This is a genomic window from Oceaniglobus sp. K40-3 (assembly GCF_055808395.1).
The window spans coordinates 1,951,349-1,965,938 of sequence record NZ_CM147868.1; the positions used below are offsets into that span (position 1 = coordinate 1,951,349).

Below are 14,590 nucleotides of genomic sequence, written 5' to 3' on the forward strand. Positions count from 1 at the left end.
CCGCCGCGCACGGCCTATGTGGTGGGCATGCCTGATCTGCCTGCCGAAATCGCGGCCTGCACCCTGTGCGCCGCCCGCTTTGCCGCCACCGCCACCCGGCACGCGCCGCGCCCGGTGCCGTGGTTCGGGCGTGGTGCGCGGATTTTGATCGCGGGGCAGGCGCCCGGGGCGCGGGTGCATCGCTCGGGGCGGCCGTTCAGTGATCCGTCGGGCGACCGGCTGCGCGACTGGATGGGCGTTGACGCCGACACCTTCTATGACCGCAGCCGCATTGCCATCGTGCCAATGGCGTTCTGTTTTCCCGGCTATTCCGCCAAAGGATCGGATCTGCCGCCCCCGGCCATTTGCGCGCGCACATGGCGTGACCGGGTGATGGAATACATCGGGCCGGTGCCGCTGACGCTGGTGGTTGGGGGCTATGCCCACAAATGGCACCTTGGCCCCGGCACGGTGGCCGAACATGTGGAAAACTGGCGCGCTCTGGCGCCGGCCGTCTTTCCCCTGCCGCACCCAAGCTGGCGCAACACCGGCTGGCTGCGCAAACATCCCTGGTTCGAGGCCGAGCTGTTGCCCGCCCTGCGCGCCGCCGTCACACAGGAATTGACATGACACCCGAAACTCCCCTTGACCACGCCCACGCCGCCATGGAACAGGCCCCGGGCGACGATGCCCTGCGTCTGCGGTTTTACGAACGGCTGGCCGATGGCGAATTGTTCATGATGCTTGACGCCGAGGCGGATGGCGAAACCATCGCGCCCTCGGTGTTTGACACGGACGAGGGCCGGTTTGTTCTGGGGTTTGACCGCGAGGAACGCCTGGCCGGTTTTGCGGGGGGCATCATCCCCTATGCGGCGCTGTCGGGGCGGGCGATCGCCGCGATGCTGGCGCCTCAGGGGTTGGGCCTTGCGCTGAACCCTGATGTGGCGCCCTCGTCGTTTCTTATTCCCCCCGATGCCCTGAATTGGCTGGTCGCCACCCTGTCAGAGGCCCCGCAACAGATCGAGGCGCGCCCGCGCGAAATTACCGTCCCCCGTGGTTTGCCCGAACGCCTGTTGCAGGGGTTGGATGCGAAACTGGCCACGGCGGCGGGGATGGCGCGGACGGCCTATCTTGTGGGGGCGCGGTACGATGGGGGGCTGTCGCATCTTCTGGCCTTTGTCGATCCGGCGCCGGGGGCCGAAGCCGCGCTGGCGCAGGCGACAGGCGAGGCGCTGGCGTTTTCCGGGGTCGGGGCGGGGATGCTGGACGTGGGGTTCTTTGCCCCAAGCGATCCTTTTGCCGCGCGTCTGGCGCGGGTCGGGCTGCGGTTCGATTTGCCCGAGGTTGAGCAATCTGCCCCTCCGGGCGCCAACCCCGGCATGGACCCGGCCCGCCCGCCAAAACTGCGCTAGGCCGTGGGGGCGAAGGGGTGAAATACTGCTGATGGGGGTGACGCGCGGCTGCGCCGACGCCCCACCCGCCATCCCGCAGGGCGTTCAGGCCGAACAGCTTGCCCCGCCCAGCACGCAGAATTTTGCGCAATGGGGATGGTTGAGGGCGACGTCGCGCTCGGCCTGTTCGAGGGTTTCGCCCAGTTCGAATTCCGGGGAATAGGGCAGGAGCGTGCAGGCCAGCACCGCCGGTTTGGCGGCGCCACGGCGTTTGACCACCATGCGCGACGAGGCGCACATGACCGATGTGGGCGAAACGTTGAGGATGTCCCAGCAGGCGGTGGTGATTTCAGGCACATCGGCGCGATCATCCATTTCGGGAAACAGAACCGTTTCGCCCGGATCATCGGCGTTGATGGCAAAGCCGTGCCGGGCATAGAGCGCGCCGTAGCCCGCCCGGGATTGTGCATCGGTTTCGCCCCAGACGGTGCGCCCGGCCACGGCCATGGGAATGCCCGCATCGCGCAGCCATTTCATGCCGTCGATGGTTTTGGCAAAGGCGCCCTTGCCACGTTCGGTGTCGTGCATGTCTTCGGACCAGTGATCGACCGAAATGCGCAGGGTCATCTTGCCGGGAAAATCGGCTTGCAGCGCGACCAGCCCGTCGCGCATGGATTTGCGCATCATCGGGCGCATGGCGTTGGTCAGGATCAACACCTCATAGCCCCGGGTCAGGGCGGCACGCGCCATGGGGATCATGTCGGGATTCATGAAGGGTTCGCCGCCGGTAAAGCCGATCTCGCGCACCTTCCAGTGTCGGGTCTCCAGTTGATCGATGTAGGAAATCACCTCATCCGTCGTGATATAGACGAGCGCATCATTGGTGGGTGAGCTTTGGATATAGCAGTTCACGCATTCGATGTTGCACAGGGTGCCGGTGTTGAACCACAGGGTTTGCGGATCACCGAGGCTGACCGTCGCGCGGCGTTCGCCCTTGGCGGTAACGCGGGGGTCGCGAAACTTGGCCGGATCAATGGCGTGGGTCTGGTCTTTCATTGCAACGCTCCGCATGGTTTGGCAAATGTGGTAACGTCTTGCCGGGCTGGCCGAAACCCCGCGCCGCAGGTTTGACACAGTTGTGAAGGCGGCGCGGAACGCTGGACTTGGCCCGCGGGGGGCGATAAGAGGCGAGAAAGTCTGGTTAGCGCTAACAGGCGTGAGCGCGACAGGCAAGACCGGCCCGCGGGCCGCAAGCAGACGAGGGTATCATGGTCTCACGCGTTATTCCGGTCGATGCATTCGATCTGGTCATTTTTGGTGGCACGGGCGATCTGGCCCGGCGCAAGATCCTGCCGGGGCTGTTTCGCCGGTTCGTTGCCGGTCAGATGCCCGCCGAGGCGCGAGATCATCGGCGCGGCGCGGGCCGAATACAGTGACGCAGATTACCGTGGTTTCGTGCGCGAAGCGGTTGAGGAATTCATTCCCGATGGCCGTGACGAGGCCTGTCTGGCGCAGTTTCTGGAGCGGCTGCATTTTGTCACCATCGACGCCAAGGGCGACGGAGGCTGGGCGCAACTGGCCGATCTGGTGCGTGATGATGTGGTTCACGCCTATTATTTCTCGGTCGGGCCAAGCCTGTTTGGCGATCTGGCAGAACGGTTACACAAACACGGGCTGGCGGATCAGGACACCCGGATCGTGGTTGAAAAGCCCTTTGGGCGCGATCTTGATTCGGCCAAATCGCTGAACGGCACTTTGGCGCTGCATTTTGATGAGACACAGATTTACCGGATTGATCATTACCTGGGCAAGGAAACGGTCCAGAACCTGATGGCGGTCCGGTTCGGCAACATGCTGTTCGAACCCCTGTGGAACGCCCAATACGTCGATCACATCCAGATCACCGTGGCCGAAACTGTCGGGGTAGGCGGGCGTGGTGCCTATTACGACAAATCCGGCGCCATGCGGGATATGGTGCAGAACCACCTGATGCAGCTGTTGTGCCTGATTGCCATGGAGCCGCCGAGCCGGTTTTCACCGGATTCGGTGCGCGATGAAAAGCTCAAGGTCATTCGCGCGCTTGATCCGGTGGCACCGCATCACATTGTGCGGGGGCAATATGGGCCCGAGGGCGATCAGCCGGGGTATCGCGAGGATGTGGAGCACCCGCGCAGCCTGACCGAAAGCTTCATCGCGATGAAAGTGAATGTGAGCAACTGGCGCTGGGCGGAAACGCCGTTTTATCTGCGCACCGGCAAACGGTTGAAGGCGCGCACCAGCGAAATCGCCGTGGTGTTCAAGGACACGCCCCATTCGATCTTTGGCGATGAGGCGGGAACACACCGCAATATCCTGACCATCCGCCTGCAACCCAACGAAGGCATGACCCTGGGCGTCACGATCAAGGAACCGGGGCCGGGGGGGATGCGGCTGATTGATGTGCCGCTGGATATGACATTTGCCGATGCCCTTGGCCCCGATGCCGAAGACGCCCCCGACGCCTATGAGCGGCTGATCATGGATGTGATCCGGGGCAACCAGACCCTGTTCATGCGCGGTGACGAAGTTGAGGCGGCCTGGGCCTGGACCGATCCGATCATCGAGGGATGGGAAGGACGGGGCGATGCGCCCAAAACCTATGACCCCGGCACCTCGGGGCCGGAAGAGGCGCAGATGCTGATGCACCGCGAGGGCCGGCGCTGGCGCGAAATCAAGGAGTGAGGGGGCTTTCGATACGCCGCACTGCGGGGTAATCTGCCCATGAAACCGAAAGGGGGCCAGCCATGGACCTGAGGGAATATCCTGACCGCGAAATGATGATGATGCAACTGGCGGACAAGATCGCCAGCGAGCTGAACAATTGCCTGATGACCCATGAATGGGCATCGCTGGCGGTGCCGGGGGGCACCACGCCGGGGCCGGTGTTTGATTCGCTGTGTGGTGCCGATCTGGATTGGGGGCGGGTGCATATCCTGCTGACCGATGAACGCTGGGTGCCAGAAACCAGCGAGCGGTCAAACACCCGGTTGTTGCGTCAGCGGCTGTTGACCGACAAGGCGGCGGCGGCCAACCATGTGCCACTTTACGCCGATGCCCCCACCCCCGAGGATCGGCTGGACGCGCTGGCCGAAAAGGTGAGCGCGGTGTTGCCCCTGTCGATTCTGCTGTTGGGGATGGGGGCGGATATGCACACCGCATCGCTGTTTCCCGGCGCCGATCAGTTGGACGCGGCCCTGGAAAATGACGCACCACCCCTGATGGCCATGCGCGCCCCCGGCGCACCGGAACCACGCATCACCCTGACGGCACCGGTTTTGCGCGGCGCGTTGTCCACCCATGTGGTGATTACCGGGGCCGAAAAACGTGCCGCGATCGAACGCGCGCGCCACCTTTCCCCGCTGAGGCGCCGATTGCGGCGGTTCTGGGCGAAGCAACAATACATTGGGCCGAATAATGATTGACTGGACTTCTCTTTCCGATGCCGCCACCCGGGTGGCGGACCGTAACATCCTGTCATTGTTCAACGACTCGCGGGCGGGCGATTTTTCGGTGACGGCGGGCGATCTGCTGTTTGATTATGGCAAGACAAACATTGATGGCGAAACCCGCGATTTGCTGATTTCCATGTGCGACGATGCTGGATTGACGCAAAAGCGTGACGCCATGTTTTCAGGCGAACCGATCAACGATACCGAAGGGCGCGCGGTGCTGCACACCGCCCTGCGCAACCTGACGGGCACACCGGTGATGGTGGATGGCACCGATGTGATGCCCGGGGTTCTGGACACCCTGAAACGCATGGGCGATTTTGCCGATGCCGTGCGCAGTGGTACGTTCACGGGGCAGGGCGGGGCGATCACCGATGTGGTGAATATCGGGATTGGCGGCTCTGACCTTGGGCCGGTGATGGCCACTTTGGCGCTGACCCCTTACCACGACGGGCCGAAGGTGCATTACGTTTCCAACGTCGATGGGGCCCATATTGCCGATACCCTGCGCGGGCTGAACCCGGAGACCACGCTGGTGGTGATTGCGTCGAAAACTTTTACCACCATCGAAACCATGACCAACGCCGCCACCGCCAAGGCGTGGATGGGCGAGGTGGTGAAAGACCCCGGCGCACAATTTGCCGCCCTGTCCACCGCCGCCGAGAAAACCGCCGCTTTCGGCATCGCGCCGGAACGGGTGTTCGGCTTTGAGGACTGGGTTGGCGGGCGCTATTCCATCTGGGGGCCGATCGGCCTGCCGTTGATGCTGGCCATCGGGCATGATGCGTTCCGCAGCTTTCTGGCCGGGGCCGAGGCGATGGATCTGCATTTCCGCGCCGCCGCACCGCAGGACAACATGCCAATCATGCTGGCCCTTGTGGGCATCTGGCACAATCAGGGCTGTGGATACGCCACCCGCGCCGTTTTACCCTATGAACAGCGGCTTTTGCGTCTGCCTGCCTATCTGCAACAGCTTGAAATGGAGAGCAACGGCAAGGCGGTGGCGATGGATGGCAGCGATGTGCCCGTCAACACCGGCCCCGTGGTCTGGGGCGAACCGGGCACCAACGGGCAGCACGCATTTTATCAGTTGATCCATCAGGGCACCCGGGTTGTCCCTTGCGAATTCATGGTGGGTGCCGAAGGGTTTGAGGATGACCTGAAACATCAGCACACCCTGTTGATCGCCAATTGCCTTGCCCAATCCGAGGCCCTGTTGCGCGGGCGCAGCCTGAGCGAGGCGCGGGCGCTGATGGCGCAAAAAGGGTTCAGTGGCGATGAGTTGGATCGTCAGGCGCGCCACCGGGTGTTTCCGGGCAACCGGCCATCAACCACGCTGGCCTATCCGAAACTCACCCCGTTTGTTCTGGGCCAGATCATCGCGCTTTATGAACACCGGGTGTTTGTCGAAGGGGTGCTTTTGGGCATCAACTCCTATGATCAATGGGGGGTTGAACTGGGCAAGGAACTGGCGCTGGCGCTGGAGCCGGTGGTGAGCGGCCAAAGCGACGGGGCGGGCAAGGATGGCTCAACCCTCGGGCTGGTCGGCTATATCCATCGCCACGGGGGCTAACGCGCCAGCACCAGTTCGGCGCGCAGCCCGCCCAAATGTTCGCTGGTTTCCAGACGCAGGGTGCCGCCATGCTGTCGCGCGATGTCGATGGCGATGGACAGGCCCAGCCCCACGTTGCCACCCCGGTTCTGGCCGCGTGCGGTGTCCAGCCGGGTAAAGGGTTTCAGCGCCTCTTCGCGCACGGCGGGGTCGATGCCCGGCCCGTTGTCTTCGACCCGGAACACCACCGCGCGTTCGCTTATGTCACAGGACAGCTCAATGTGGTCTGCGTGGCGCACCCCGTTGCCGATCAGGTTTTCCAGCGCGCGGCGCACGGCCAACGGGCGCAGCAGCACCGGGCCTTCGGGGCAGGGGGTGATCAGTTGCACATCCTGCCCGCCCCGCGCCGCGCCCCGTGCCAGCGTGCCAAGAAAGTAGGCTGGATTCACCGGTTCCGGGTCGTCGAGTGAATCGAGCTGGGCAAAGCTGAGGAAGGAATCCAGCATCGCCTCCATATCGCGGACATCGCTCAACAGATCTTCGATATCCGGGCCGGCATCCAGCATGGTTAGCCCCAGTTTCAGCCGGGTCAGAGGGGTGCGCAGATCGTGGCTTACCCCCGAAAGCATGACGGTGCGCTGTTCGATCTGGCGCTCGATCCGGTTGCGCATGTCCAGAAATGCCTGCCCCGCGGCACGCACCTCGGCGGCCCCCGATGGGCGATAGGGCACCGCATGGCCACGCCCAAAGGCGGCAGCAGCCTTGGCCAACCGATGGATCGGGCGCACCTGATTGCGCAGAAACAAAAAGGCGATCACCGTCATCAGCAGGCTGACCCCGACCATCAGCACCAACAGCTGATGAGGGTTGGACGCTGACACCCGCGACCGTGGGAAGGTGATTGCCAGCGATCCGTGGGTGGTTCTCATCCCCATCATCACCCGGCCGTCATCCTCGGCAAGGTCGATCCAGGTGACACGCTGCAATTCGGCGCGCAGGGTGTTGATGACAATACGCCCCGACAGATCATAAAACCGCCGCCGGTTGCCGGTGTCGTTGCGCGCTACGGGCAGGGTAAGATCAAGGCGCAGCCCCTGGGCCAGATCGGCCGTTTGCGCCAGCGCCGCTGCGGGCGAGGGCGCCGCGTCAATCCGGCTGACCAGCAGGCGCAGCTCCAGCACAATGTTGCGGGTCATCTGTTCGGTGACGTCTTCATAGTGGCGCTGGATGAACACCACGGCGACCACAAGCTGAATCACGATCACCGGCGTCAGCAGGATCAGCGCCGCCCGCCCGTAAAGCGAGCGCGGAGCATATCGTTTGAGCCAGGCAAAAGTCATGCCCCTTGCTATCCTCTGGGGCGGGCGCAAGAAAGGGCCATGGTGACAGACCCCGAAAATGATCCGATGACCTTTGACCCTCCGGTGGGGGTGGCCGAACAGGTGGCGCCCGGTGTGCGCCGGATATTGGCACCCAACCCGTCGCCCATGACCTTTCGTGGCACCAACACCTATGTGGTGGGGCAGGGCGATGTTGCGGTGATTGATCCGGGGCCATCCGACCCGGCGCACATGCTGGCCATCACACGGGCGCTTGCCGGCGAAAGGATCACCCATATTCTGGTGACCCACGCGCATCTCGATCACTCACCCCTGGCCGGCATGCTTGGCCGCAGGTCGGGCGCGCCGGTTTATGGGTTCGGCCCCGCCGATGCGGGGCGCAGCCCGGTCATGGCGCGGTTGGCCGCTGACGGGCTGACGGGGGGCGGTGAGGGCGTCGATGCGGGGTTTGCCCCCGATGTGACCCTGGCCGACAACGCCGATGTGAACGGCCCCGGCTGGCATCTGCGCGCCCTGCACACCCCCGGCCATATGGGCAACCACCTGTGTTTCGCCATGGGCGATGTGGTGTTTTCGGGCGATCTGGTGATGGGCTGGTCCACCTCGCTTGTGTCCCCCCCGATGGCGATATGGCGGCCTTCATGGCGTCGTGCCGACGGCTGCGAACACTGGGCGCGCGGATGCTTTTTCCCGGTCATGGTGCCCCGGTCCGGGCGCCACAGATGCGGATCGACGCCCTGATCGCCCACCGCGAATCCCGTGAACGCCAGATTCTCGCGGCCCTCGGTGACACGCCGCTGTCGCTTTTTGCGATCACCCGCATGGTTTACGCCGACCTCGCGCCAGCCCTTCTGCCCGCCGCCACACGCAACGTCCTGGCCCATCTCATTGATCTGGCGTCAAAAAGCCAGATCCACGCCCTGCCGCACCTTTCCCTGGACGCCAAATTCACCCGGGCCGAAAATTTGTGACAAAACCCTCTGGACGCTGCCCAAAGGTATTGCTATGTCCCGCCCATGGTCCGGCGTAGCTCAGCGGTAGAGCAGTTGACTGTTAATCAATTGGTCGTAGGTTCGATCCCTACCGCCGGAGCCAAAGAATTCAAGGGCTTAGCGCTCATCCGCTAAGTCCTTTTTCTTTTCGAGTACAGAATAAGTACAGAAAACACTGTCCGCATGAGAACTCCATCCCTACAGTAGGTATGTACGGCTTGATCATTCTCTGTTTTGAAGGACTTAGTGCATGTGTCCTTCGGGTGAGTTGAAGTCAGCGTTGTAGAACCAATCAGTGTCGGCCAACGCAGCATACAAGGTTCTTTTCCAACCGTTGATTGGAAGCGTGTTGCTATCAGCTACGTCTCTCAAGACCGCTCGGAAGTCCACAACTGGCAAATTTCGAAGCGAGGATTTGCGTTGATCGATGAGCGGACCGATTTCTCCCGGTACCTGCTTGCTGTATCTGAGGGCTAAATCACAGTCATCAAAATGGTACCAAACCCTGTCTTGATCGACCAAGCTCCAGTAGTTTGGCGCAGCCACAGAAAACGTCACCGTAATCGGATCAGTTCGCACAACGGTAGCCGTCGTCCACTTTTCCGTGAAAAAATGGTCATCATCCAAGTAGGGATGAATAATCTGTCTGTTTGCCACAGTTGGAAACGCTGCCCTCTGACCTGCCCCCCGGTCGTCCCTCATTCATAACGAGAGTCCTTGGGTTTGATAGTCGTCGATTTCGGGTGTGGCAAGCGCGCCGGGCGCGGTGCCATCATGTAGGTCAAGCGCCCGGCGCGCTTCTGCTGGGGTCTTGTTGCCGAGCGATGAGTGTGGCCTGACGTTGTTGTAATCGTAGCGCCAGAGGGCCAGCGTTCGGCGGGCATCTGCCAAGGTGTCGAAGATCTCTTCGTTCAGGCATTCATCGCGGAGGCTGCCGTTGAATGACTCGATGTAGCCGTTCTGCTGCGGCTTGCCGGGATCGATGTAATGCCACTCGACCTTGTTGTCGTTTGCCCATTTCAGGATCGCTTTGCTGGTAAACTCGGTGCCATTGTCCGAGACAATGCAGGCGGGCCTCCCATAGATCCGGACCAGCGCATCCAACTCCCGTGCGACCCTGGCCCCGGAGATGCTCGTGTCCGGGACCAGGCATAGGTTTTCGCGGCAGCAATCGTCGTTCACAGCCAGGATGCGGAATTTGCGACAGGCTCCGAAGGTGTCGGACAGGAAGTCCAAGGACCAGCGCTGGTTCGGGCGCAATGGCACTGGCATCGGTGTGCGGCTGCCTCGCGCCCGTTTCCGGCCTCTACGGCGGCGCACTGACAGACCCTCTTCCCGGTAAATTCGGTAAAGTTTCTTTTCGTTCATAATCATGCCCACGCGCTCCAGCAGGACGCCAATGCGCCGGTAACCGAACCGGCGCCGTTTCTCAGCAATCTTGTTCATTTCCAGGCGGACCTCCGGATTATCGGGCGATCTTTCGCGCCGCACGGTCTTGGGATCGACACCGATCAGGACGCAGACCCGGCGTTGAGAGATCGGATGATCCCGCATCGCCCGCAGCGCTGCGTCCCGCCGTTGCATCGGCGTCGTCAGGGCTTTCCCAGGAGATCCTTCAGCACAACATTGTCCAGCATGACATCTGCCACTAGGCGTTTCAGCTTCGCGTTCTCATCCTCGAGCTGCTTCAGCCGCTTAGCATCGGACAAATCCATCCCGCCATACTTGGCCTTCAGCTTGTAGAACGTCGCAGGGCTCAGGCCATGCTTCCGGCACAGATCAGCGGTTGGCAAACCAGCCTCCTGCTCTTTGATCATCCCGATTATCTGCGCATCGGTAAAACGGCTTTTCCTCATCTCGTCTGCTCCTTCAGGTTGGGCAGACTCTACATCAGATTGAGGGAACTTCCGGGGGGCAGGTCACAGCGCGTCACCTGCCGCAAAATAAAGCGGGATAAAAGCCTCGCCCGAACCGGCACCGGCCTGCTTCAGATCGCGGACAAATCGCTGAACCGGCGAATAGGACCCGGTATACCCTTCCGACACAAGCTGCTCATAAAGCCTCACGGCCGTTCGCCGTTCCCGGCGTGGTCGCTTCTGGTCCTGCTCGAACAGCTCCTGAAGCCGAAGATCAAACCCGTTGCACAGTTTGTGCCGAACCGGCGGGGCTTGGCGCTGGTAGCTCGGCGGGCTCTCATCCTTCAGATACTTCTTGATCGTGTTGCGCGATAATCCCGTCGCCCGCGCAACAGACCGGATACTGCGCCCTTCAACCAGCACCCACAGACGGATCTTCGATACACTTTCCATCAATAACACCTGCTCTTCCCTCCGCACTTGAAGCGCCGATGTTAACGAAACAGGTGGGTCAATTTTACTCGCTCATAACCCACCTAAGTGGGGCAATTTCGCATGCCGATTCACACAGTAGGCATGCCGATCTTTGGCGTTTCGGGACAGATCATGGCGCAAAAATCAACGATCTATAAAGTTGAACTCTCGGTCTCTGACATGGATCGTCATTATTATGAGACCCATAAACTGACCGTTGCGAAGCACCCGTCGGAGACGGATGAGCGGTTGATGGTGCGCATCCTGGCTTTTGCGCTGAATGCCCATGCGCATTTGGAAATGACGAAGGGTCTTTCAACCGATGACGAACCGGACATCTGGCAAAAAAGCCTGAGCGGCGAGCTTGATCTGTGGGTGGCTCTGGGGCTTCCCAGCGAGAAGGTGATGCGCCAATCCTGCGGCAAAGCTGGCAAGGTGATCGTCTATCCTTACGGCGGCAGGACCGCCGAGATGTGGTGGGACAAAGTTAAAAACAGCACCACCCGTTTCGATAATCTTCAGGTGATAAATCTGTCCGAGACCGACACCAGCGACCTTGCGAAACTGGTAAGCCGCGCGATGAAGTTTCAGGTCAATATTCAGGACGGCGATGTGATGGTCAGTGTTGGTGACAGCATCGTTTACGTGACCCCGGTAAAATGGAAGCCCGCTGCTTAATTCACGGATGCCTGCCGGAATGGCGGGTTTGCATTGTTGAGTGGCGCGCCAACCTCTGCGCCGATTGCTATGCGAAAATCTTCTTCGGCCCGAACCTGATGACCCAGATGGCATTTCTAGGTGCCATCAATTGTTACGTGCTGAATTCCTTCAGAACCTCTGCGGCAATCTGGAATGATCGCACCCTTGCTTGCGGGTCGTGGATCATGCCTGTCACCATAAGCTCATCTGGTTGATACCTGGATATCAGGGCCTCGAACTGCCTGCGGACCGTCTGAACATCGCCGGTCGCCGAGCAGGACAATGCGCGTTGGACCTGGGCAAACACCGGCGCCGGAATGAGCGAGGCGACATCGTTCTGCGGATGGGGCAGCTTGCCCGGGTTTCCTGTGCGCAGGTTGGCGAAGGCCAGGAATTGCGATGACCGCAGAAACTCTGCTTCTGCCTCGGTTTCCGCCGCGCAAGCCCCTGTGGCCATCATCACATAGGGGCGCGCAAGGGATTCCGAGGGCTGGAAAGACGACCGATAGATCGAAATCGCCTGCTCCAACAGGTCAGGTGCGAAATGCGATGCAAAGGCGTAGGGCAGGCCAAGATGCGCCGCCAGTTGCGCACCATAGAGCGAGGAGCCGAGAATCCAGACCGGAACCTGGGTGCCTTCGCCGGGAATGGCGCGCACCGCAGCGCCCTTCGGCGCGTCGTTGAAATAGCCAATCAATTCCTGCACGTCCTGGGGAAAGCGATCCTCGGGCGCCATATGGCGCCGCAACGCGCGGGCTGTCGCCATATCCGTGCCGGGTGCGCGCCCCAATCCCAGGTCGATCCGGTCGGGAAACAGGGTTGCAAGCGTTCCAAATTGTTCAGCCACCATAAGGGGGGCGTGATTGGGCAGCATGATTCCACCGGCGCCAATGCGCATGGTTTTCGTCGCCGCCGCGACATGACCGATGACAACCGCCGTGGCTGCACTGGCGATGCCCGGCATGTTGTGATGCTCGGCCAGCCAAAAGCGGTGATATCCCGCAGCCTCTGCCGCGACGGCAAGGGTTGCGGTATTGGCCAAGGCATCTGCTGCGGTCTTGCCTTCGGGGATCGGCGACAAGTCGAGTAACGAGAATTTCTTCATGGTGCGGTCCTTTTGCATGACCTATGCACTGCAGGGTTGCGAACCAAGGAAACCCGCGGATTTTTGTTGTGAGGCCCGGCGTTGCGCGACTGCGCAGGCCCGCCCGGCCAATGCAGGGGGCGTGCGTCACTCGTCAGTCTTGCCCCAAACAGGACGGCGGGCGATGTTGGTTGGCGCTGGTTTGGCGGCTCCGGTACGGGACCAGAAACCAGTTTTGCGGGAGTGGGATTTCTTCAGCTGCGCGAGATAGGTGGCGTGGTCGGCCACTCCGCTGGTGCGCTCGCGGTCTGCGTCTTGGGCCAGAAGGGCCAGTTTTCCCAGGTATTTCGCGCCATGGGAATAGGCCTTGGACCGTGCACGGGTCAGGATATCGTCCAAAAGGGCCCGATAAAGGAGGGTCGCGGCCAGCGGATGGTCGTGTTCCAGAAGGGCAGCGACTTTCGGCAGAACGTGCCAATCGCCGCCGTCCCAGTGGTGGGGATGCGCAACGATCAGCTTTGCCGCCAGATCGAGACGTGGCCAGTCAAGGAAGAATTGCAGCGCCGCCTCGGGGTCGGCCTGCTCAAGCGCCAGAGCATGAGCGCGCTCCTCGGCCTCTATGTCTTCAAAATCCGGCAGGTGCTTGAGGTAGTCACGTAGAATGCCAGCTGAAAGGCGCGCCTCGAAACAATGCCAGCGCAGGGCTTGCGCCGCTGGCTTGTCGCCCGTGGCGTCCAAGATATGCGCCTCCAGGCTGACCTGCTCCGGCGACAGGCCATCATCAGTTTCGCCAAAGCTATGCCGCCCCGATTTGCGCACCCACTCAAGCGCTTCGGGCGCACGACCGGCCTCAAGAAGCTGTGCCGCCATTCCCAGCGTGTCCTGCATATGCGGGCGTTTTTGGGCCTCCATGGCGATAAGCAGGTCGATGTCGCCACGCGCTGACGCGATGGTCTGGCGCATCCTCGCCCATTGCGAGGTCATGGAGTAGACCCAGCCATCCGATTTGCGCTCCGTCTCAATGGCCTGTCGTTTGGCTATGGCGGCGTTCAGATCGCTGTCCCAGCGGGTCAGGGTGTCTTGCGGCAGATGCGGCGCCACGGCCTCGGTCAGGTCCGTCAGATAGCCATGGCAGCTTTCGCCAAGGGCTGCCATGATCTTGTCCGGCAGAATGTCGGCCTCTGGGCTGGTCAGGGTCTGCACCAGATCGCCGGTCGCGCTGATCGCCTGATAATAGACATCCTGAACATTTCCCGAGGAATCGTCAACGCGCTCGAAGACCCGTTCATGGGTCGCGATGAAGCGCAGCAGCCGGTCGATGGCCAGGGCCGGAGCGGCGGGGCCAAGCTCGGATGTGATCGTATCGATCAGACTGCGCAGATCGTCGCGAAAGGCGCGGGCTTTGTCCCACTCGATGAAGCTCTTTGCCCGTTCCAACCCGGAAAGCCGCCGGTCGATCAGCTTGGCGATGGCTTCGGGGCCGGATTTCCCGGCCAGCGCCGCCTTGACCTGGCGCCGAAAGCCTGCGTCGCGCTCTGCCTCGTCCAGCACCAGTTGCGCAAGCTTGTCGATGCCGAGTTCCTTCAGCTTGTTGATCGAAAGGGCGGGTTTGCGGGCCATGGGCAGGTCTCGATTTTTGGAACGGTTTGCCCCGAAATAGTGCCTTGCCCAGACGGTCGGGACAAGGACCGGGCATCCGACAGATAAAATGCTGTACGAAGACCCAAAAGCCGCA

Annotated in this window: 11 protein-coding genes, 1 tRNA gene and 3 pseudogenes; 8 read left to right on the top strand and 7 right to left on the bottom strand. The window is 61.7% G+C overall.

From position 1 onward, the window contains the following. The first annotated feature begins 27 nt into the window (after positions 1-27). Positions 28-609, top strand: coding sequence for a uracil-DNA glycosylase family protein (locus AC0L7P_RS10055; RefSeq protein ID WP_473435434.1), 582 nt, complete (start codon positions 28-30; stop codon positions 607-609). Continuing rightward, entirely contained in the window at positions 606-1,391 is a 786-nt protein-coding gene (locus AC0L7P_RS10060; RefSeq protein ID WP_473432690.1) for an SseB family protein, read from the top strand. Before AC0L7P_RS10055 ends, AC0L7P_RS10060 begins: the two co-directional genes overlap by 4 nt. Positions 1,392-1,475: 84 nt before the next feature. Here AC0L7P_RS10060 and AC0L7P_RS10065 read toward each other — a convergent pair whose 3' ends face one another. After that, positions 1,476-2,426 (bottom strand): radical SAM protein, encoded by a 951-nt coding sequence (locus AC0L7P_RS10065; RefSeq protein ID WP_473432691.1) that lies wholly within the window; start codon positions 2,424-2,426, stop codon positions 1,476-1,478. A gap of 212 nt (positions 2,427-2,638) precedes the next feature. Here AC0L7P_RS10065 and zwf point away from each other — a divergent pair. The 3 genes and pseudogenes from zwf to pgi all read left to right on the top strand — a co-directional run bounded on the left by zwf (position 2,639) and on the right by pgi (position 6,431). Further along, a pseudogene (zwf, locus tag AC0L7P_RS10070) lies at positions 2,639-4,091 on the top strand (glucose-6-phosphate dehydrogenase). Positions 4,092-4,153: 62 nt separating this feature from the next. Continuing rightward, positions 4,154-4,824 (top strand): annotated as a pseudogene (gene pgl / locus AC0L7P_RS10075) (6-phosphogluconolactonase). Further along, positions 4,824-6,431 (top strand): glucose-6-phosphate isomerase, encoded by a 1,608-nt coding sequence (gene pgi, locus AC0L7P_RS10080; RefSeq protein ID WP_473432692.1) that lies wholly within the window; start codon positions 4,824-4,826, stop codon positions 6,429-6,431. Before pgl ends, pgi begins: the two are co-directional and overlap by 1 nt. On the opposite strand, the gene AC0L7P_RS10085 is transcribed toward pgi, so the two are convergent. Continuing rightward, positions 6,428-7,750, bottom strand: coding sequence for an ATP-binding protein (locus AC0L7P_RS10085; protein WP_473432693.1), 1,323 nt, complete (start codon positions 7,748-7,750; stop codon positions 6,428-6,430). The two genes, pgi and AC0L7P_RS10085, sit on opposite strands and share 4 nt — an antisense overlap. 39 nt (positions 7,751-7,789) lie before the next feature. Here AC0L7P_RS10085 and AC0L7P_RS10090 point away from each other — a divergent pair. Both AC0L7P_RS10090 and AC0L7P_RS10095 read left to right on the top strand, forming a co-directional pair. Continuing rightward, positions 7,790-8,721: pseudogene (locus AC0L7P_RS10090) on the top strand (MBL fold metallo-hydrolase). A gap of 49 nt (positions 8,722-8,770) precedes the next feature. Next, positions 8,771-8,845, top strand: a tRNA-Asn gene (locus tag AC0L7P_RS10095). Between the two features lie 140 nt (positions 8,846-8,985). Here AC0L7P_RS10095 and AC0L7P_RS10100 read toward each other — a convergent pair. From AC0L7P_RS10100 to AC0L7P_RS10110, 3 genes are all read right to left on the bottom strand, one after another. Continuing rightward, positions 8,986-9,444: a hypothetical protein gene (locus AC0L7P_RS10100; RefSeq protein ID WP_473432694.1), complete on the bottom strand. Its 459-nt coding sequence runs from the start codon at positions 9,442-9,444 to the stop codon at positions 8,986-8,988. Next, positions 9,445-10,598 (bottom strand): IS3 family transposase gene (locus AC0L7P_RS10105; protein ID WP_473432659.1). Its coding sequence is split into 2 segments (ribosomal slippage): positions 9,445-10,349 and positions 10,349-10,598, totalling 1,155 coding nucleotides; the frame shifts between segments, so codons are not numbered across the junction. A gap of 63 nt (positions 10,599-10,661) precedes the next feature. Further along, complete coding sequence (locus AC0L7P_RS10110; RefSeq protein WP_473432695.1) at positions 10,662-11,051, bottom strand: helix-turn-helix domain-containing protein; 390 nt, start codon at positions 11,049-11,051, stop codon at positions 10,662-10,664. Between the two features lie 153 nt (positions 11,052-11,204). On the opposite strand from AC0L7P_RS10110, the gene AC0L7P_RS10115 reads away from it, so the two are divergent. Further along, on the top strand, positions 11,205-11,750 hold the full coding sequence (locus tag AC0L7P_RS10115; protein WP_473435435.1) for a YaeQ family protein: 546 nt from the start codon (positions 11,205-11,207) through the stop codon (positions 11,748-11,750). Positions 11,751-11,883: 133 nt separating this feature from the next. Here the strand turns inward: AC0L7P_RS10115 and AC0L7P_RS10120 are convergent, their stop codons facing one another. Beyond that, on the bottom strand, positions 11,884-12,876 hold the full coding sequence (locus AC0L7P_RS10120) for an LLM class flavin-dependent oxidoreductase (protein ID WP_473432696.1): 993 nt from the start codon (positions 12,874-12,876) through the stop codon (positions 11,884-11,886). Between the two features lie 126 nt (positions 12,877-13,002). Beyond that, positions 13,003-14,475, bottom strand: coding sequence for a DUF6880 family protein (locus AC0L7P_RS10125; RefSeq protein WP_473432697.1), 1,473 nt, complete (start codon positions 14,473-14,475; stop codon positions 13,003-13,005). Positions 14,476-14,590 lie beyond the last annotated feature (115 nt).